This window comes from Streptococcus sp. ELY_86 (assembly GCF_058314495.1).
Genome location: NZ_JBZFUK010000006.1, coordinates 102,648 through 121,640, shown reverse-complemented (window position 1 = coordinate 121,640; position 18,993 = coordinate 102,648). Strand labels below are relative to the sequence as shown.

At 37.4% G+C, this 18,993-nt stretch carries 22 protein-coding genes; 13 read left to right on the top strand and 9 right to left on the bottom strand.

Features of this window, described 5'->3' with window-relative positions:
• The first annotated feature begins 37 nt into the window (after nucleotides 1-37).
• The 10 genes from AC4HAN_RS08850 to rpsI all read left to right on the top strand — a co-directional run bounded on the left by AC4HAN_RS08850 (nucleotide 38) and on the right by rpsI (nucleotide 6,365).
• Nucleotides 38-214, top strand: a complete 177-nt coding sequence (locus tag AC4HAN_RS08850) for a hypothetical protein (RefSeq protein WP_491092195.1) — start codon at nucleotides 38-40, stop codon at nucleotides 212-214.
• A gap of 11 nt (nucleotides 215-225) precedes the next feature.
• Nucleotides 226-1,569, top strand: a complete 1,344-nt coding sequence (gene cysS / locus AC4HAN_RS08845; protein WP_491092194.1) for a cysteine--tRNA ligase — start codon at nucleotides 226-228, stop codon at nucleotides 1,567-1,569.
• Nucleotides 1,562-1,957 carry a Mini-ribonuclease 3 gene (locus tag AC4HAN_RS08840; RefSeq protein ID WP_491092193.1) on the top strand — a complete coding sequence of 132 codons (396 nt, stop codon included), beginning with the start codon at nucleotides 1,562-1,564 and terminating at the stop codon, nucleotides 1,955-1,957. Before cysS ends, AC4HAN_RS08840 begins: the two co-directional genes overlap by 8 nt.
• Nucleotides 1,958-2,121: 164 nt before the next feature.
• On the top strand, nucleotides 2,122-2,622 hold the full coding sequence (locus AC4HAN_RS08835; protein ID WP_491092215.1) for a beta-class carbonic anhydrase: 501 nt from the start codon (nucleotides 2,122-2,124) through the stop codon (nucleotides 2,620-2,622).
• Nucleotides 2,623-2,668: 46 nt separating this feature from the next.
• Nucleotides 2,669-3,409, top strand: a complete 741-nt coding sequence (gene rlmB / locus AC4HAN_RS08830; protein ID WP_491092192.1) for a 23S rRNA (guanosine(2251)-2'-O)-methyltransferase RlmB — start codon at nucleotides 2,669-2,671, stop codon at nucleotides 3,407-3,409.
• A 114-nt stretch (nucleotides 3,410-3,523) separates the two neighbouring features.
• On the top strand, nucleotides 3,524-4,384 hold the full coding sequence (locus AC4HAN_RS08825; protein WP_491092191.1) for a DegV family protein: 861 nt from the start codon (nucleotides 3,524-3,526) through the stop codon (nucleotides 4,382-4,384).
• A gap of 133 nt (nucleotides 4,385-4,517) precedes the next feature.
• Complete coding sequence (locus AC4HAN_RS08820) at nucleotides 4,518-5,012, top strand: hypothetical protein (protein WP_491092190.1); 495 nt, start codon at nucleotides 4,518-4,520, stop codon at nucleotides 5,010-5,012.
• Nucleotides 5,009-5,203 (top strand): helix-turn-helix transcriptional regulator, encoded by a 195-nt coding sequence (locus AC4HAN_RS08815; RefSeq protein ID WP_491092189.1) that lies wholly within the window; start codon nucleotides 5,009-5,011, stop codon nucleotides 5,201-5,203. The genes AC4HAN_RS08820 and AC4HAN_RS08815 overlap by 4 nt, the downstream gene beginning before the upstream one ends.
• 302 nt (nucleotides 5,204-5,505) lie before the next feature.
• Nucleotides 5,506-5,952 (top strand): 50S ribosomal protein L13, encoded by a 447-nt coding sequence (gene rplM / locus AC4HAN_RS08810; protein ID WP_491092188.1) that lies wholly within the window; start codon nucleotides 5,506-5,508, stop codon nucleotides 5,950-5,952.
• Between the two features lie 20 nt (nucleotides 5,953-5,972).
• Complete coding sequence (rpsI, locus tag AC4HAN_RS08805; RefSeq protein WP_491092187.1) at nucleotides 5,973-6,365, top strand: 30S ribosomal protein S9; 393 nt, start codon at nucleotides 5,973-5,975, stop codon at nucleotides 6,363-6,365.
• Between the two features lie 110 nt (nucleotides 6,366-6,475).
• Here rpsI and AC4HAN_RS08800 read toward each other — a convergent pair whose 3' ends face one another.
• The 9 genes from AC4HAN_RS08800 to AC4HAN_RS08760 all read right to left on the bottom strand — a co-directional run bounded on the left by AC4HAN_RS08800 (nucleotide 6,476) and on the right by AC4HAN_RS08760 (nucleotide 14,466).
• Nucleotides 6,476-7,693: a site-specific integrase gene (locus AC4HAN_RS08800; protein WP_491092186.1), complete on the bottom strand. Its 1,218-nt coding sequence runs from the start codon at nucleotides 7,691-7,693 to the stop codon at nucleotides 6,476-6,478.
• Between the two features lie 67 nt (nucleotides 7,694-7,760).
• Nucleotides 7,761-8,021: a helix-turn-helix domain-containing protein gene (locus tag AC4HAN_RS08795; RefSeq protein WP_491092185.1), complete on the bottom strand. Its 261-nt coding sequence runs from the start codon at nucleotides 8,019-8,021 to the stop codon at nucleotides 7,761-7,763.
• A gap of 288 nt (nucleotides 8,022-8,309) precedes the next feature.
• A complete protein-coding gene (locus AC4HAN_RS08790) occupies nucleotides 8,310-9,458 on the bottom strand; it encodes a replication initiation factor domain-containing protein (protein ID WP_491092184.1) in 1,149 nt (382 codons plus the stop codon).
• Between the two features lie 492 nt (nucleotides 9,459-9,950).
• Nucleotides 9,951-10,247, bottom strand: coding sequence for a DUF5960 family protein (locus AC4HAN_RS08785; protein WP_491092183.1), 297 nt, complete (start codon nucleotides 10,245-10,247; stop codon nucleotides 9,951-9,953).
• Nucleotides 10,234-10,605: a hypothetical protein gene (locus AC4HAN_RS08780; protein WP_491092182.1), complete on the bottom strand. Its 372-nt coding sequence runs from the start codon at nucleotides 10,603-10,605 to the stop codon at nucleotides 10,234-10,236. Before AC4HAN_RS08780 ends, AC4HAN_RS08785 begins: the two co-directional genes overlap by 14 nt.
• A complete protein-coding gene (locus tag AC4HAN_RS08775; RefSeq protein WP_491092181.1) occupies nucleotides 10,602-12,017 on the bottom strand; it encodes a Y-family DNA polymerase in 1,416 nt (471 codons plus the stop codon). The genes AC4HAN_RS08780 and AC4HAN_RS08775 overlap by 4 nt, the downstream gene beginning before the upstream one ends.
• Before the next feature lie 129 nt (nucleotides 12,018-12,146).
• Nucleotides 12,147-12,839 (bottom strand): XRE family transcriptional regulator, encoded by a 693-nt coding sequence (locus tag AC4HAN_RS08770; RefSeq protein ID WP_491092180.1) that lies wholly within the window; start codon nucleotides 12,837-12,839, stop codon nucleotides 12,147-12,149.
• Nucleotides 12,840-12,927: 88 nt separating this feature from the next.
• Nucleotides 12,928-13,740, bottom strand: a complete 813-nt coding sequence (locus tag AC4HAN_RS08765; protein ID WP_027975859.1) for a plasmid recombination protein — start codon at nucleotides 13,738-13,740, stop codon at nucleotides 12,928-12,930.
• 399 nt (nucleotides 13,741-14,139) lie between these two features.
• A complete protein-coding gene (locus AC4HAN_RS08760; protein ID WP_491092179.1) occupies nucleotides 14,140-14,466 on the bottom strand; it encodes a helix-turn-helix domain-containing protein in 327 nt (108 codons plus the stop codon).
• A 124-nt stretch (nucleotides 14,467-14,590) separates the two neighbouring features.
• On the opposite strand from AC4HAN_RS08760, the gene AC4HAN_RS08755 reads away from it, so the two are divergent.
• The 3 genes from AC4HAN_RS08755 to AC4HAN_RS08745 are packed head-to-tail and all read left to right on the top strand — an operon-like array spanning nucleotide 14,591 to nucleotide 17,272.
• Nucleotides 14,591-15,715, top strand: a complete 1,125-nt coding sequence (locus AC4HAN_RS08755; RefSeq protein ID WP_491092178.1) for a M48 family metalloprotease — start codon at nucleotides 14,591-14,593, stop codon at nucleotides 15,713-15,715.
• Between the two features lie 24 nt (nucleotides 15,716-15,739).
• A complete protein-coding gene (locus AC4HAN_RS08750) occupies nucleotides 15,740-16,378 on the top strand; it encodes a hypothetical protein (RefSeq protein WP_491092177.1) in 639 nt (212 codons plus the stop codon).
• Nucleotides 16,379-17,272, top strand: coding sequence for a hypothetical protein (locus AC4HAN_RS08745; RefSeq protein ID WP_491092176.1), 894 nt, complete (start codon nucleotides 16,379-16,381; stop codon nucleotides 17,270-17,272).
• Nucleotides 17,273-18,993 lie beyond the last annotated feature (1,721 nt).

Below are 18,993 nucleotides of genomic sequence, written 5' to 3'. Positions count from 1 at the left end.
AAATCTGAAGACAGAAAGATTTACAAGGAGTTAAAAGATGACTGCATTTTTAAAGAAAAATCGGCTGTATGTATTGGTTATTATCCTGTCTGCAATAGTTGCTGTGATGCAGCTCTTTTCGGGCAATCACTCAGGTGCACTGCTGTGGAGCTGTATTACCTTTTTATGGATAATAGTGCTTTACAGTAGTATAAAAAACACTCCGAAGAAATGATTGGGGAATCTATGATTAAAATTTACGATACCATGACGCGCAGCCTGCGCGAATTTGTGCCTATTCATAAGAACACAGTAAACATGTATGTCTGCGGTCCGACAGTTTATAATTATATTCATATCGGCAATGCCAGAAGTGCAGTGGCTTTTGATACCATTCGCCGCTATTTTGAATACCGCGGTTACACGGTCAACTATGTGTCGAATTTTACAGATGTGGATGATAAAATTATCAAGGCAGCTGCACAAGCCGGCATGACAACCAAAGAACTGTCTGATAAATTTATTGCGGCTTTCATGAAAGATGTTGCGGCTCTTGCTGTAAAACCAGCTACTGAAAATCCCCGCGTCATTGATTATATGGATGAAATCATTGACTTCGTGCGGGTTTTAGTGGATAAAGGCTTTGCCTACGAAGCATCAGGAGATGTTTACTTTCGGGTTCGCAAGTCTAAAAACTATGCTGCCTTAGCCAATAAGACACTGGAAGAACTGGAAATCGGTGCCAGCGGCCGCGTGGATACCGAAAGCGAACTGAAGGAAGATCCGCTGGATTTTGCCCTCTGGAAATCAGCCAAAGCAGGCGAAATCTCTTGGGACAGCCCTTGGGGTAAAGGCCGCCCGGGCTGGCATATTGAATGTTCTGTAATGGCGACAACGATTTTAGGTGATACCATTGATATTCACGGCGGCGGAGCTGATCTGGAATTTCCGCACCATACCAATGAAATTGCCCAGTCAGAAGCTAAGACAGGACAGCCCTTTGCCAACTACTGGATGCACAATGGCTTTGTCAATGTAAATGATGAAAAAATGTCCAAATCTCTTGGCAACTTTGTGACGGTTCATGACCTTCTAAAAACTGTAGACGGTCAGGTTTTGCGTTTCTTTTTGGCAACGCAGCACTACCGTAAGCCGATTAATTTCACTGATAAAGCTATTCGCGATGCCGATATTAATTTGAAATATCTCAAAAACACCTATACCCTGCCTGTTGGAGCAGCAGCTGACAAAGAGGCTCTGACTAAGTTTGAAGCCGATTTTGCAGCGGCTATGGATGATGATTTCAACACAGCCAATGGGATTACTGTCATTTTTGAGATGGCTAAGTGGATTAATTCCGGCAATTACGACAGCACAGTCAAGGAAGCTTTTGCAAAGATGCTGGAAGTTTTTGGTATTATCTTTGAAGAAGAGGTCTTGGATGCTGATATTGAAAAGCTGATTGAAGAACGTCAGGCTGCGCGTGTCAATAAAGATTTTGCTACAGCTGACCGCATTCGCGATGAGCTGGCAGCCCAAGGCATTAAGCTCCTTGACACCAAGGATGGTGTGAGGTGGACGCGTGACTAAGGCGGATGTCAATCTCATCAATGGTATTGCCTTGGCTTTTGAGGGGGATGCTGTCTATTCGACCTACATTCGCCGGCACTTGATATTTCAAGGCCAAACTAAGCCCAGTCAACTGCACCGCCTGGCTACGCATTATGTATCTGCCAAGGCACAGGCCATGCTCATCACGAAAATGCTGGATGCAGGGCTTTTGACCGAAAAAGAAGAAGACATTTACCGGCGCGGACGAAATGCCAACGCCAACACCAAAGCTAAAAATACCGATATCATAACCTATAAGATGTCCACAGGCTTTGAAGCTGTCATGGGCTACCTCCACATGACCGAGCAAATCGAACGGCTGGAAGAGCTGATTGACTGGTGTATTTCTGAAGTGGAAAGAGTGTGATAGAGGATCTTATCTGTTACAAAAATAAATGTCAACAGTTCTCGTAAGGGAGCTGTTTTTTGCTGACTATAAAAAACACTTATATCTGATCATAATAAAATGGTATTATGCAAGTGATTTCTATTTTGATAATATAAATTTTATAAATACTTGGAGGTTTTATGGTGGCAGTATTTGATGATTTTTTAGAAGCTAATGCTAGTTATATTAAAAATTTTAACAATGTTGATTTAGATCTTCCGCCCAAACGTCAAGTTGCAGTAGTCACTTGTATGGATGCAAGACTCCATCCTGCACCTGCTCTTGGCATTAAACTTGGTGACAGTCATGTCATTAGAAATGCAGGTGGGCGAATTGATGATGGAACTATTCGGTCTTTGGTGATTTCACAGCAATTATTGGGAACAAAAGAGATTGTTGTTTTACACCATACAGATTGTGGTATGCTTACTTTTGAGAATGAAGATCTATACCAAATTGTAAAGGAAAAATTGGGAGAAGATGTTAGTGATAGGGATTTTCTTCCAATCGCAGATTTAGAGCAAAGTGTTGTTGATGATGTTAATTTCTTGTCTGACTTGAAAGTTTTAGCGCCAGATACACTTATTAGTGGAGCTATATACGATGTGAAAACTGGAGCAGTTAGAGAAGTCATTCGAAAATAATTTAGAGATCGGTTAGAATACCGGTCTCTTATGTTATAATAAAGCTATGAAACAGACTGAACAAACAACCGACATCGTCTATGGGGTTCACGCAGTGACTGAGAGTCTTAAGGCCAATACCGGCAATAAGCTTTACATTCAGGATGACCTGCGCGGAAAGAATGTTGATAGAATCAAGACTTTAGCAGCCGAAAAGAAAGTATCCATCTCTTGGACGCCCAAGAAAACACTGTCAGAGATGACAGACGGTGCCGTCCACCAGGGTTTTGTTCTGCGCGTTTCCGAGTTTGCCTACGCTGAGCTTGATGCTGTTTTGAAAAGAGCAGAGCAAGAAGACAATCCGCTTATCCTTATCTTGGACGGACTGACAGATCCTCATAATTTCGGCTCTATTCTGCGAACAGCCGACGCAATCAATGTCTGCGGGGTCGTTATCCCCAAACATCGGGCAGTCGGTGTGACACCAGTCGTTGCCAAGACATCGACCGGTGCAGCGGAGCATGTGCCTATTGCCCGTGTAACTAATCTCAGCCGAATCCTTGATAAGCTTAAAGAACAGGGATTTTGGATTTTTGGCACCGATATGAATGGTACGCCGTCGCATAAGTGGAATACGGCAGGCAAACTGGCGCTTATTATTGGCAATGAAGGTAAAGGCATTTCTCAAAATATTAAAAAACAAGTAGATGAGATGGTTACTATCCCTATGAATGGCCATGTGCAGAGTCTCAACGCCAGTGTTGCAGCGGCCATTTTGATGTATGAAGTCTTTAGAAATCGTTTGTAGGTTTTGAGCAGTTGAGCTGCTCTTTTCGCCTGCAGCAAATTCTTTTGCTATAATAGCTGGTAATAATTTAAAAAATGAGTTTAATGATGAATGATAAGTTTTAGGAGGTTAAGCATGAGCTTTGCAATTATCACAGATTCTACCGCCGATTTATCGGAAAGCTGGGCTCAGGAAAATGATGTTCAGATTCTGGGTTTGACAGTTCAGCTGGACGATGTTACTTATGAGACAGTGGGACCCGACCGCCTGACCAGTGAAACTTTGCTGGAAAGAATGGCAGCAGGCAGCAAACCAACAACCAGTCAGGTTAATGTGGGACAGTTTGAATCAGTCTTTCGTCAATCAGCTGAAAAAGGAGAAGCCGTGCTTTACGTGGCTTTTTCATCGGTCTTATCAGGAACCTGTCAGTCGGCCCTGATGGCGCGTGATATTGTTTTGGAAGAATACCCAGAAGCCGTTATCGAAGTGGTTGACACCTTGGCAGCAGCCGGAGGTGAAGGCTATTTAGTGATGCTGGCTGCTCAGGCACGGGATCAAGGGCGTTCACTGCAAGAGACCAAACAGCTCGTGCTTGATACGGCGCCGCTTTTGCATACTTTCTTTTTAGTCGATGATCTCTACCATTTGATGCGCGGCGGCCGATTGTCTAAAACATCTGCTCTTGTCGGAAGTCTTGTCAATATTAAGCCTTTATTATGGCTGGATCCCAGCGGGAAGTTAGTACCGCTGGCAAAACTGCGCGGCCGCAAAAAAGGCATGAGAGAAATGGTCAAACGAGCAACTTCTGACCTTGGACATGAAACGGCAGTTGTCGCCTATTCTACTGATATTGAAGCTGCAGAGAGTTTAAAAGCACAGCTGTTGGAAAATGAAACCATAAAAAACGTCCTGATACTGCCTTTAGGGCCTGTTATTTCAGCCCATGTCGGTCCGAACACATTAGCCGTCTTTACCATTGGAAATAATCCGAGATAGCAGCAACAGCAGACAAGCAAAGTATATTTGCTTGTCTTTTTGCATGTTATTTCAGATAAAATGTAAAATATACTTGACAAAAAGAAAATTAAAGACTACAATATAGGTGTAAAAAGAAAAGGAGGAAAAACTCATGATTACCTTAATTACACTGCTTTTTATCGCTGTAGTCGTTGCTTCTTTAGTTTTAAGTTATAGACGTTCCCAAAAAGTGCAGGATTATGATGAACGTCAAGAGCTTCTGCAAAACAGAGGCTATCGTTATGCAGCATACGGTATGATATTGACAAGTGCTTTTGCTGTAATCTGGAGCGAGGAACTGATGAGAGTCATCACTGGGGGCCTGCTGGCTTTGCTTATTATGCTGGTTGGTATTGTGATCTATGTTTCTTATGCTGTTTTGCATGACGCTTATTTTCCGATGAATAAGAATAGCGGTATGGCGTCGGTCGGATTGTTTAGCGTCATGGCAATTATTGAGTTAATCGTGGTTGTAAAAAATATGCTGAGCCGCACCTTTTCAGCAGCAAATGGCGGTATGCATCTTTTGCTTCTCGTTGCCTTTGTCATTATTTTAGGTGTTATATGTTATAAGAGGCACTTGGACAAAGAGGAGGCTGATTCATGAAAAACCTGCGCTTAAAGGCTGCGCGTGCCGGAAAGGATTTGTCTCAGCAAGCTCTGGCAGACTTGGTTGGTGTATCGCGTCAGACTGTGTCAGCCATTGAAAAAGGAGATTACAATCCCACTATCAATCTCTGCATTAAGATATGCAAGGTATTGGGAAAGACCTTGGATGAGCTTTTTTGGGAAGAGTAAAAATTGCTGTGGCTGATAAAATGTTGCCGGTTCAGAAGTCAGAAAGAACGGCTTCCCCGGAGGAGCACAGAGGCTTTGCCGGATAAAGACGGACAGAGCAGCCTGACAGAGACTGCAGTTGATGATTTCGTAGATAAAAACTTATGATTTACAAGAAAAAGTCCTTGACTTTGAGGTTGATTTTTTGATATTATATAAGACGGTATTGTTTACCCCATTTGAAAGGCCCCGGAACCCTTCAAATAACCAGTGGACCGGAACATCCACTACTTGTAAACATAAAGATTCGTATAGGAGAAATCATGAACAAAACAACATTTATGGCTAAACCAGGCCAAGTTGAACGTAAATGGTACGTTGTTGATGCCACTGATGTGCCTCTTGGACGTCTTTCAGCAGTCGTTGCCAGCGTTCTTCGCGGAAAAAATAAACCAACTTTCACACCTCACACTGACACAGGTGACTTTGTTATCGTTGTTAATGCTGAAAAAGTGAAATTAACAGGTAAAAAAGCAACTGATAAAATCTACTACACTCACTCAATGTATCCAGGCGGATTGAAACAAATCTCAGCAGGTGAACTGCGTGCTAAAAATGCTGTTCGTTTGATTGAAAAATCAGTTAAAGGAATGCTTCCGCACAACACTCTTGGACGCGCACAAGGTATGAAATTGAAAGTATTCGTAGGCAGTGAGCACACACATGCTGCACAGCAGCCAGAAGTACTTGATATTACAGGTCTTATCTAAGAGGAAAGGAGAGCTAAATAATGGCACAAGCACAATATGCAGGTACTGGACGCCGTAAAAACGCTGTTGCACGCGTTCGCTTGGTTCCAGGTACCGGAAAAATCACAGTAAATAAAAAAGATGTCGAAGAATACATCCCACGCGCTGACCTTCGTCTCGTTATCAACCAACCATTTGCAGTAACATCTACTGAAGGTTCATACGATGTTTTCGTTAACGTTATCGGCGGCGGTTATGCCGGCCAATCAGGTGCAATCCGTCATGGTATCGCACGCGCACTTCTTGAAGTTGATCCAGATTTCCGCGATTCTCTCAAACGCGCCGGTCTCCTGACACGTGACGCCCGTATGGTTGAACGTAAGAAACCAGGTCTTAAGAAAGCACGTAAAGCTTCACAATTCTCAAAACGTTAATCAGTACGATTATATCAACGTTTCAAAGCACTTCATGGTTCACACCATGGGGTGTTTTTTTGATACTTTTTAGCAAAATTCACACCACTTTTCACACCAAATTCACACCATTACTTTTTAAGATTGCGATAGGCGATTTCTCCAACAGCCATAGGAACAATATTAGAAGTATTGACATAAGTTTTTGTTGTGAGAGTGTCGCTATGTGTCAGAGCTTCTGAAATGGCTTCTAGTGATGTTCCTGCTTGCTTGGCAAGAGTTGCACCAGTATGGCGTAACTTGTGTGGTGTGGCGTGTGTAAGCTTCTTATGACAACGGTTAACTGACTTCATCTTATTGTTAAGATAGTCAGAATGTAATAGACTATTTACATTGCCTTTCATGTCGATATACGTAAAGACATATTGTTCATCAGATTGGATAATGCCAAATTTGGCTAGTTCAGCTTTTTGTTGCTTTTTCCAAGATTGAAGTAAGTCAGCTAATTCAACAGGAATTTGAAAGGTAGTTTTCTTATTCCCCTTTGTAGACTTAGGATTTTTGTATTTATCCAAGGCTTGCACTAATTGAATTTCTTGCTTCTTAGTGTTGATATGTTTCCATTGAAGGGCATAACTTTCAGATTTCCTATCTCCTAAGAAAAAAGTTGTGTAGAATAATACATAGTCCTTGAATAGGAGTTTATCGTTTTCCAAGTCTTCCTCAAACGCTGTAAACCATGCTTGAAGCTCTGCCTGTGATAGATACAAATTTTCATCATTTTTAGCTTCTTCTAACTTGATTTTCTTAGTTGCCTTGATATGGCTTATGGTTTTGGAAAGACGGTTAGTTTCGATATATTCCAATTCCTCAGCCCAATCAAAAACAGAGTTAACGTAGCTTCTGATGACTTTGAAGTTGGCATATTCTTCTGCTTTTTGGGTTAATAGGTTCAAAACAACTTGTCTATTTTGATTGAGAAAATCAATAGAATAATTTCCAAGTAAAGGCAGGATATGCTTTCTAAAGACAATTTCAGTACCATCAATAGTAGCTTGTGAAGGTGGTTTTGTAGTAGATGTTGTTTGACCTGCTTTATAGGATTCCCACCAAATATTGTGATAAAAATCTTCAAAGAGAATTGAACCATTTGTTTCTAAAGGGGTAGATTCTCCGCTTAAAATTTTATCAATCTTGTTTTGCAAATCAAGTTCGTATTTTTTAGCCTCACTCCTTAATTTGAAACGTTTTTCAATCACTTTTTTATCAATTCCAAGAGAAGATTTTACTTCTTCTGGGATGTAGACACGTAAGCGATAAGTTCCATTTTTGGTTTTGGTAATTGACATAGTATTCTCCTCTTGAATTGAGCTAGAAAATACCGTGGCTCTATTATATCAAATCACGGTCAAAATATTATTGCTTTTGTAACCAGCGAATAACTTCGTTCCTATCAAAACGTACGGTTTTGTTAACACGAATTACTGGTAACCCCATTTGAATCCAGGAATCAAGGGTATTATTGGAGATGCCTAGAAATTGACAGGTTTGTCGTTTGTTTAAAAACGGGCTTACAATATTAATATTATTTAATCTAATTTCGACTTCTTGTTTAATTAAATCAGCTACTAAAAGTTGAATTTGATGAATTTGCTCATCAGGTAGTATGACTTGCATATTATTTACCTCTTGTCTCTTGCTTTAGGTTTTGAGATAATAGCAACAACAGAAATAGTTGTTGACTATTTTTGTGAATGTTTTGGGTTATCATTATTGGCTTGGTCGTTGGTATTGATAACCTTTTTTATGAATTCTATTTTTTATTATGGTATCCGTTTTTAATTTTATATGTTGTAATCTGCTCCATGAACCGATCGTTTCATGAAGTTGAAAACATACAATATTGTTATTTTAAAATAATCATAATTTTTCCCTATGGACATCTTATAAGTTACCTTTTCTGGACTAAATCCACGGTTTTTTTGTGCCTTTAAGCTCGTGTTGATACTTATTAAACCAACTCAAATGGTCTTTATTTGGCTTGAATGTATTTGTGTAAATCCGGTAAAAGTATTCTAGTAATTTTGGGGAACTTCTCTGTCCATAGATTTGGTCAACTTTCCACAAGATTGCTAACAAGCCAGAGCCTTTTATAAGATATTGAATACTTTTTTCTAAGCTATTATCGGTGATTTTTGGTGTAGTAAAAGAAAATATACCATTTTCAAGTTGTTCTAACATTAACTTTGATATTTTATGAATCCTGTTAGATTTAGTATAGAAAAATAGATATTTATCAAGGATAGCTGATAGCATAATATTTTTGGCCTCGTTATCTGATTGACACTCAAGTAAGGCTGAGGTTAGCTGGTGTGCAAATGCTGATTTAAACTCAACTTCAAATCGAACCCAATCTTCCACATTTTTATCTATATTTCTTTCTTGCAATTCTCTTTTTTTATCATAAATACGTACTAGAGCCTTACTGTTTTTAGAACGAGAACCGATATAGATTGTTTCGGTCTTAAAGTCTTTAGAAATATCATTGATTTGAGAAAAATTCCTAGGATAAGGCTTTTTTAAGTTATCCTCTTGAATATTTTTAGGGTTTATTTTATCAGAGTTTTTGTATTTTCCGTATCTGAGCTCGGTTCGTCCAGTTTCTAATGAGCGCTTTAGCTTTGAGATATTGATTTTTTCGTTGATAAAATCAACACAAATATCTATCCGACTTAATCTTATATTGAGAGAAGAAAATTGTAGTTCCTGTAATAAAGTATGGACATTAATAGGTTTGCCAAATCTTTCTTGAAATGCTTGCTGATAGTTATTCCATGCCTTAGCTGAAAAATATATGATAATCCCCATTTGTGGATTGTCAGGATGATATGCAATTGATAACTGAAAGGTCGCATTGTCTATATTGAAACCGACTGTATATCCCCGCGGTAATTTTACGTTCTCATCAGTAAAACTATATAATTCAGAAAGTTTGCTTAGGTGCAATAATTTTTGAATATTTTTTTGGGCTCGTTCCTGCCAAAATGTATGTTCGTGCTGAGAATTATTATCAAATACAACTAAAGTAACTTGATCAACTTTTATGTCTATCATAAATATCTCCTTTTTAAAATTTTTAAATAATTGGAAAGACTATCCTTAAAGGACTTCTTTTGGTTGGTACGACCGGTCGAGAGGGGGTATATTACTCTCCTCTATGTATTTGTGAATGCTTGAAAATTAATCTTTAGAAAATTGTTTGTATTTTAGAGCTCTAAGTAAATCATTTTGATATAATTTATGTTAGATTTATTTTCTCGCATAGATAGTATGCCATGAACAGCTAGGATTTCTTTAAAAATCGTCGTAAAAACCTATGTTGTTTTTGGCAACTATATTATGCCACGAAAAAATTTAGTCTCATTCAAAAATTCATTTTTTTTTAGGGATAAATAATTTTTCAAGTATTTATCTACTAATATTTGTAAATGTTAAAGAATACTCTATTGATAGTTTTTCAATATTATCTATGGATATAACAAAAGGAGTAAGCGATAACGCCTACTCCTTTTGTTCATATATATAATTTAATTGCTATTAGGTACTTCAAGAGAAGAGATGAAGAGTTGTTTTTAAATAGACAAACTTTCGAATTAGCTTTTCTTCCTCTACAGGTTTAATATCAAAGATGAAGTAGTGGTCCCTATTATCCTTAGCATTCTCTTTATTGAGCTTAAAGTAGTTATGTTGGGATTTGGACATGGCCAAGAGAATATCATCTGTTAAGAACGTTAAGGGGATATCTAAGGCAGAGTAGCGGTAGAAGTCTGTTTCAAAACGACGATAGTTATCGCTAAAATAATCCATTTGTAACTCATTGTGATGAAAGTCAAGCTGATTCATGCAGGGGCACCTCCTCCAAAAGTTCAATAGCAAGCATATCTTCAAGCGCGATAGTGACATGCCCATCAGTTGATTTCACTAAAACATGGTCACTTGTGAGCGTTAAGACGTTACCAATGACATAGTTTAAATTGTTCTTTTCTTCTATTGTGATTCGTGCAGTCAATTGATTCACATACAACTGGCTTAGCAGCAGATGTTTCATCTCCATAGTTAATTCAGACTGATAAGTCCTTCTACTCGCATCATCAAAGAGAGCAGCAGTGTGCTCTGACAAGAAAAATCCCATCCATTTTTGCATCCCAACATCTTGATATTCCCTTGCTGATTGAAAAGGTAAATAAGAACGATTTATCATTTTAGTCCCTCTAACCCTCCAGCGGAGTGTCCGCCGATGAGTTTACTTCTTTCAATATTTCTGGAACCTTCTGTAAGGACGGTTCCTTTTTGTATAGCCAAAAAACCAAATTGTTCCCTAACAGTATCAATGGCTGCTTGGAGTCTTTCTTCCTTTTCTATCGTTTCAACATCATCGAAAAGTGATAGGAGCCCAATGCTCTCATCGACAAAGCCACTGTAGAATACGCCGATGTTTCTCACGGCCCCAGAGTTATATTTACTGCGGAATAACTCCAGCACATGATTTACCATTGTTTTTGTCAAGTTGGCAGGCTCTATTTTCTTTTGCGCCATAATAGGTTGTTTCCTCTCTATTTTTGAGTAACCGACTTGGATAGATATTACCGTGGCCTTTTTATGGGCCATTCTTAATCTATTCGCTACCTGTTCTGCCATTTCCGATAAAACGGTCTCAATCTCCCGTTTTGAGTGGTAGTCACGAGGTAAAACCTGAGAATTACCTAGACCATGAGACTTAGGTTTGTAAGGCTTGTGGACGTTACTTTCATCTACTCCATTCGCATGAAACCACAATTGTACGCCGACTTTTCCAAATTCTTTTTGAAGTAAGTCTGGATTAGTGTTAGCCAGTTCTTTGATAGAGGTGATGCCCAATTTATGGAGTCGTTTCTCTGTACGTCTGCCAATACCCCAGAAGTCAGTTAGGTGTGGAAGAGACCAAAGTTTTGATTCGACATCTTCATAAGACCAATTGGCTCGCATGGTCGGTGTCTTTTTCGCTTCATTATCAAGAGCTAATTTAGCTAATAATGGGTTAGCGTTGCTCATACCAACAGTTGAATAGATCCCTGTCTTTTTCCAAATGTCATGTTGTAATTTGGAAGATAGTACATCCAGTTTCTGTTTTCGATTCAATGAGTTATCTCTGATGAAGTAGTTGAGAGAAGAGGTTAGATCAATAAAGCCCTCATCAATAGAGTAGGGAAGAATGTCATCAGGTGCAGCATAGTCTTGAAAGATATGCTGAATTTCGATGTTTTTCTCAATATAGCGATCCATCCGGGGAGGGACAATCAGTGTTCTTTTAGCCCAGCTTTCAATATAAGAGATGTACTTAGGTGTGATGTCAAGTCCTTGGCGTTTAGCATTATAGTAATTGAACTTTCTCGTCTGAATATCAAAGGGTAAATCGTAAGCACGTCCGACATTGTTTTTTCCAAAGACTTTTTTAAACATGGGAGACGATGCTAAAATTAACCCCGCAGCGTTTTCAGCTCTACTCATAACGCACAGAGAAGTGTGCAAGGGATTTAATCCACGGTCAACACATTCTACACTGGCATAGAAAGACTTCATATCAACGAAAGCTATATCAGATTGAGGTTCTTTGGAATAATCAATATAGCCCATGGTTTTAGTTCCTCCTTATCTCCTTCTAACTTTCCAGTTCATCAATATGATCTGTTATCTCATATTCAATATGCTGTGGTGCAATGTAAATTCGTCTATAAATAATAGTTTTAACAGAAAACATTCTAATCAGTTTCTTATAGTAGGCATGAAGTGGCTAACGACTAAACCAACAATACGAGGTTCATCCTCATAGGGGATAAATCGATCAGGATAAGCATCATTTAGAGATACCATCCGAAACCCATTTTCTTCTCGATAGAGTTTCTTGATATAGACGGACTCATTCCATGACAGTGCATAGACGGCTCCGTCGTAATCAAAACCACTGGCACGGATAAGAGCGACTTCACCATCCAGATATATAGGTTCCATAGAGTCTCCTTTAATCCAAGCAGCAACATCGTAGCCATATTGTTCTTCATCTGAATAGACGGTTTCTGTCTCATATTCATCAAAGAGAGATTCACCAAGACCAGCAGAAAGAGCCACATCAGATAGGACTTCCACAGAAAACAGTGGAACAATGTTATCATGTGATTGTTGTGCTTGAAGCAATTCTTCGGCATAGCCATCAACCTTTTTTTGATTATCCGAAGAGAGCTGGAGGTAAGTACTAACAATCTTGTATTCAGATTCAAAGTAAGTCTCTGGAACTTTTAAGATGGTGGCCAGTTGTTGGAGATTCTTTTGATTTGGCTTAGTCTTTCCATTTTCCCAATTGAAGTAGGAGGAACGGTTGATATGAAGTTTATCTGCCACAGCAGATTGCGAATAACCTAATGCTACTCGTCTTTCTTTTAAACGATTTCCCGAAAACATAGAACCTCCTGAATCATCTGTTGTTTTATAAACTAACAAAAGTATACCAGATTTTTTGAGTAAGAGCAATGGGGAAAGTTTATTTTCTTTACCGATCCTGTTGATTGAATTTCTGATTCTGTTCAATTTGTTTAAGCACCTTATTTTCATACTCCCGACTGGTAATGTAACGGATATATGCCTCTTTTGACATGTGCGGACGTTTGCTGTGTTCAACGTCAATGTTAAAGCCCATTTCAATAGCCAGGCGTTCCCCTTCTTCACGAATAAGACGAGTATAGGTCATTAAGCGGTTGTTATACTGGCCTTCAGGTTTTTCAGGATTTGGAAGTGGCAATCCCAATTCTATCATAGCTTTTCTTTTCCCAATCTTGAGGAGCTCTTTTCCATCCTCATTTTTATCATGATATACCCAAACTTGTCGGATATGTGCATGAGGGGTTGCTTCATCGTTGTGAATAGCACCATCAAGGATAAATAAGTTTTCTTTGGTTAATTTCGACTGATATTTTATCAGTTCATTATTCCATATACGAAATTCAGTTGAAGTAGGAGCTATATCTTTGTTTCCAATTTGATAAATCACTTCTTGTGGCTTAGTATTCCGTCCTTTTCTTAAATCTTCACTCGTCTTTTTGCGTTCTGGATGGTATTGTTTGATTGCTTTTGCATTAATATCTTTAAGCCAATCCGAAAAATTAACTCGATAAAATCGTTTTTCCGTTTCAACGAAATTATATTTTAAATCGGGATAGGTAGAAATGTAATGATTTAGGTGAGACCGACTTTCATCAATATGAGAAGCAGATATTATATTAAAATTTCTTGAGTTATGAGAAGGACTTCCTGTATTTCCAATTTGAACAGTAACCTTCATAGGCTTGTTTGCTTTATTTGTCATGTCAGACTCCTTAAAATGTATTCATTAATATCATGCCATATAATTAAAAAAATAAAAACTTGATAATGAAATGTCGTTGAATCTAGGGTTGGAGATATTAATTTTTCCTGATGAAAATAAAGAAAGAGTAGGCACAGGCTGCTCATTTTCCTTTGACTAACAGCGCTGTATACACGCTAAGATTGTGGAGTAGTCAAGAATGAAAAAGACATCCGAAATGGATGCCTAGATAAATACTTTGAGCAGATGGATAGCTATTTCATATGGTTTATCTTTGCCAGTTGTAACTTTATGCGCGTGGAGGCATACAGGATGATGAACAAGCTAGGAGTACTCTCCTCAGTTGATGTTGTAACATTATTCTTAGCTTCACAATGGCTTGAAGATAAATTTATTTCTCTATTTTAGAGACTTAATCAGAATTGATAGAGCCTTCGTGAACTCATGACGTTTCTGTTTGGGAAGTTCGGCTAAGAGTAGTAATAGATCTTCGGCTTCCTCATCAATACCTTGCTTCATATCGAAAAAAGTGGGTATATCTACTTCAAGGGCTTCTATAATTTTGTAAAGTGTACTGATAGTAATATTACTAGGTTTATTTTCTAGTTTGTAAATATAATTAAAACCTAAGCCAGCTTTTTCTTCGAGCTCCATTTGTGTCATACCAGCTTGTTTCCGTAGAATTCTGATGCGCTGAGCAATAAATTTCTGTAGTTTATTTTCCATAAACCTATCATACAGGTATTAATTTTTCAAAGAACCACTATAAAAAACTGAAAATAAATTTAACAGTCACAAAAGACTGAAAATATGGTAAAATAGCTTTATATATAAGAATTAGGAGAATACTATGACAAAAGAAGAATGGTTAGAAGCTTTTGAAGCTATAAATGGAAGAAGAGCTACTGAGGAAGAAATGACTTCCGCGAAATTCAGCGGAGAGTTTATAGAAAATACCACTGCAGCAATGAGTCAACCAAATCTTCAAGAAAATGCCGAAAATAATCTAAATGAACCAACCAAAGCTATGATATTTTGTACTTCTTGTGGTAGCCAAGCTATAGAAGGAACTCAGTTTTGTCAGAACTGTGGTCAGAGATTGAAAGGTGAAAACCACTCAAGTGACATGTCTGCTCAATTTCAGAAGACTTCAATAATAGACTATTTGACAAGTTGCATACAGCATAAAAGATGGATCTTATTAATTTATTTAGCTATAGCCAGTTCTTTTCAATCTGGGATACCGATTCTTTTGATGATGTTTGCGATATCAAAAACAGGGCAGGGGCTAGTGTGTCGGATTATTGGTGCCAGAAAGATTGAACGCCAAGAACAAATAGAATATTTAAAAGTCCCCATAGATAATATGATAGCCAAAGCTAGATCTGAAGGTTTGTTATTGCCTGAGACAATTGATATTCATATTATTAATAGTGATGTACCAGTTGCTTATGCGGTTGGTATGAACAAACTTGTTATATCAGAATCACTGGCTCAACACCCAGAAATTTTTGAATCTAAAGTAATGTTTGAATTGCATCGAATTAGCGATATGGCCCCGAATTTATTATTAGTTGTTATTTCTGCCAACATTATCGTCGTATTAGCAGCAATTGCTATTTTAATCTGGAGTGGATTTAATAAAAACTATGGAGACAGAAGGACATCATTTTGGTCTGGTACGTCACAAAGTAAGGACGGTGCTATCATCTTTTATGTTTCTTTAGCAATAATTGCGGCTTGGGTAGGCCTAACCTATCTATTTGTCAGAAGTACGATTAAAAAAGATGTTTTAGCTGCTGATCAATATGTAGCTGAGCACAACTTAGGAGAAGTGCACTGTTATTATTTAGACAATATAACATCAATTGATAATTCGAGAATTACGAAATTTTTTGAAAGAGGTTTCCCAGCAGTGAGCCAACGTATAGGTTTTATGCAAAATATGGGAGTTGCTTATAATAAAGCTTACTAGACGATTTCAAAAGGATGAATAGCTATGTTTAAAGATGAATGGATTGAGTCTTTTGAAAAAGAAAAAGGCCGCAAACCAACACCAAAAGAGTTTATTGAGGCTAAGAATGCTGGATTGTTTTTAACTGAAGATGCTAAAGGTAGTTCTGATTCTATTGAAAATCCAGAACAAATCCTAAATAGTCCAATCATACCGATGATGGCAGATGGGATAGAACATGGTGAGAAAGTTGAACTGACAACCTCACCTCTATCTAACTCTAATCATTCTCAGAAAGAGCAGCCGTTAAAAAATTTCTGCTATAAATGTGGAAATCAGTTACAAATAGATAGTGACTATTGTCCAAAATGTGGAGCAAAGTTTGGCTCAACAGATGGGGAGCATTCCTTTTTGACAGATATTACAGAGAAAATATCAGGTGTCAGTTCGTTAGCTTCAAAAAAGACAAAAGAGTTGACAAGTAACGTAAGGACTAATATTGAGGTCAGTTTAGAAAAACGGAAACTTGATGCGCTGTTTAAGCAATTAGGCGAGGCTTATTATAGTAAGTTTGCTAATGATTGGGATTCGGAGTTTCGATCATTAGTCGGTCAAATCAAAGAATATGAAGAAAAGATCAATCAATTAAATCCTAGTTATAAGAAATCGAAAGGACGTGTGTAGATGATGAATAAATTAAAATATTTTTTTATCTTGATAATTTGTGGAATGCTATTAGTTGGCTGTGGAAAAGGAAAAAACGGATCAGTAGAAAATAAAAGTTCAGATACAGCAAGCAGTAAAACAATTTCTGCTGATACTGTGCACAATTTTGAAACGTATGAGTCATCAGAAGGTAAATTGGATGACGAGGGAATCTACCGTTATAGTTTTTTGAAAAATAATGATTCTGTATATGATGCAATGTCATACCTAGATATTGACCAAATACTACCAGTTCATAATCAAAAGAAGATAAACGTAACTCTTGGAACAAATTTTGTAATTGACTCTTATCATTTTAATCTGCCTAATACTGTTAGAAAAATTTGGGAAACTGTTGAGGGCGAAGAGATGGAAGGTAACGATGGAGCAATGACTGAAATAGATAATGGAAAGACAGCAACACCATTTGAGTCTATCTCAGCAAAAAGTAGAAGGGAATCAACGACCTTCTTTCTTTCAGCAAGTGTTATCAACACGAATAGACGTAGTGCCCAGGCTGTTGATTCGGATATTAACGGTCTTGCTTTCCAATATAAAGGCAGTGTCAATAGTGCAATTAAGCCAAATGAAAATGCAGGGAATAGGTTATCGTACGAAGGGATTAATTTAGGAATTACAAGAAATCAATTTTTAGATAATGTCAAAATTAAGAACCCTGTATATAAAGATGAGTATTTCAGATATGACAGAGAGTATGATAAGAATGATACACGCTGCTTCATAAGTTACATACTAGATGAGCGTGAAGAAAACGGTTATCCTTCATATGTAGAGTTCACTTTTGATAATGAAATTCTTACTCAAATTAACATACATTGCACAAATGAATACCTTGGTATTGAAGTTCAGTAATAATTATATGGTATAGAATTAGAGAGGGTCTGGAGCAGTAGTTCCAGACCCTCTCTAGTGTATATGCTTTTTATTTCATAGGAAATGTGGTTACACAAAGACCGATTTTTTATTAACTATGATCTACATATAAAGTTCATACTATCATTCTTTCATGAGCTTATTTAGCGGTTCATGAATCAGCAAAAGATGGGCTAGTATAGAAGAGCGCTTATATAAGGTGGTATGGGCATCTATATTAGGATGTAAATTTTCAAATAATGGTCAACTATAGTGGAACATAAGCAGTTAAATCGTGTGCTACTATACAAGACCATAAAATTCCCCATTTGGGTACTTTATACTGGCCCATTATTTCGTCATTGGTGGTTAGCTATAGTTGACCATGAATTAAAGGAACATGGCCCGCTATATTAGACCATCATTTATTATCTTTATGAGGTACTATACTGTACCACGAATATCTCAATAATGGATTACATATAAGGCCCATATTTTTGTTAAACATGGGCTTCTATATTAGGATGTAAATTTTCAAATAATGGTCAATTATAGCGGGACATAAATAGTTAAATCATGTGTTACTATACAAGACCATAAAATTCCCCATTTGGCTACTCTATACTGGCCCATTATTTCGTCATTGGTGGTTAACTATAATTGACCATGAATTAAAGGAACATGGCACACTATATTAGACCATCATTTATTATCTTTATGAGGTACTATACTGTACCACGAATATCTCAATAATGGATTACATATAAAGCCCATATTTTTATTAAACATGGGCTTCTATATCACACCATTATTAAAAAAAAACATGGTTCACTATAGTTATCTGTATTTTTAAATTTCATGGTCTACAATATAAGGCCATGAATTAAAGAAAAGCAGGCTAATATAGTAGGTTATATAAGCCGATAGCATGGACTTCTATAGTTAAACATAATCGTAATTTTAATGGCTCTCTATAGTAGATCACGAATAAGACTCATTATGGACATCTATACTATACAGATATCCACATCATGCGCCATAAGAAAAGAGAGAAAGCTACGCTTGTTATCTTTTAATAATCATGGGCTTCTATACTGTACCGTGTTTTCTAACTGCTATGGGCTTTTATAGTGAGCCGTGATATAAAGGCGAAAGAAAAGAGAAAAGGCAGTGTCATATTTCTTTTATAAGGGATAGAGTTTGCCTTATAAATGGCTTCTTTACGGTCTGCTTTATCTTTGTCCTTTCGGCCTATTTTCTTAGGTTATTGCGCGTGATTTAGTTATTAAAATGTGGATAAACCTTGATATTATGCGCTTTGTGTGAATTTTTCCATATTGTGTCACTACCTTAATTGCGGGAAGAATAGAGAGAAGGCTACGCCATTTTTCTATTACAATTCATGGTCTTATCTTTGTTTTATATGTTCCTTGAACCTTGGTGTCAGTGCGTTTCTTGTGGTAGGGTTGCAGCATCTCTTTTCTTTTTCTCTTCTTATCTCTATCTGAAGTGGTGAGAGAATAGAAAGAAAATAGCATTGTTTTTCTCTTATTTATTATTAGTTGAAGGTTTCTAAACGTTATTTTGATGCGGTTCTTTGTGTGACCTACCATGGATTCATCTTTGAATTTTCAATTCTTTTTCTTAGATTATTGGGTATAAGATTGAAATATCATTTTAGTGATTGATATTTAGTGAGATGAGGCAGATTTTTGTTAGAA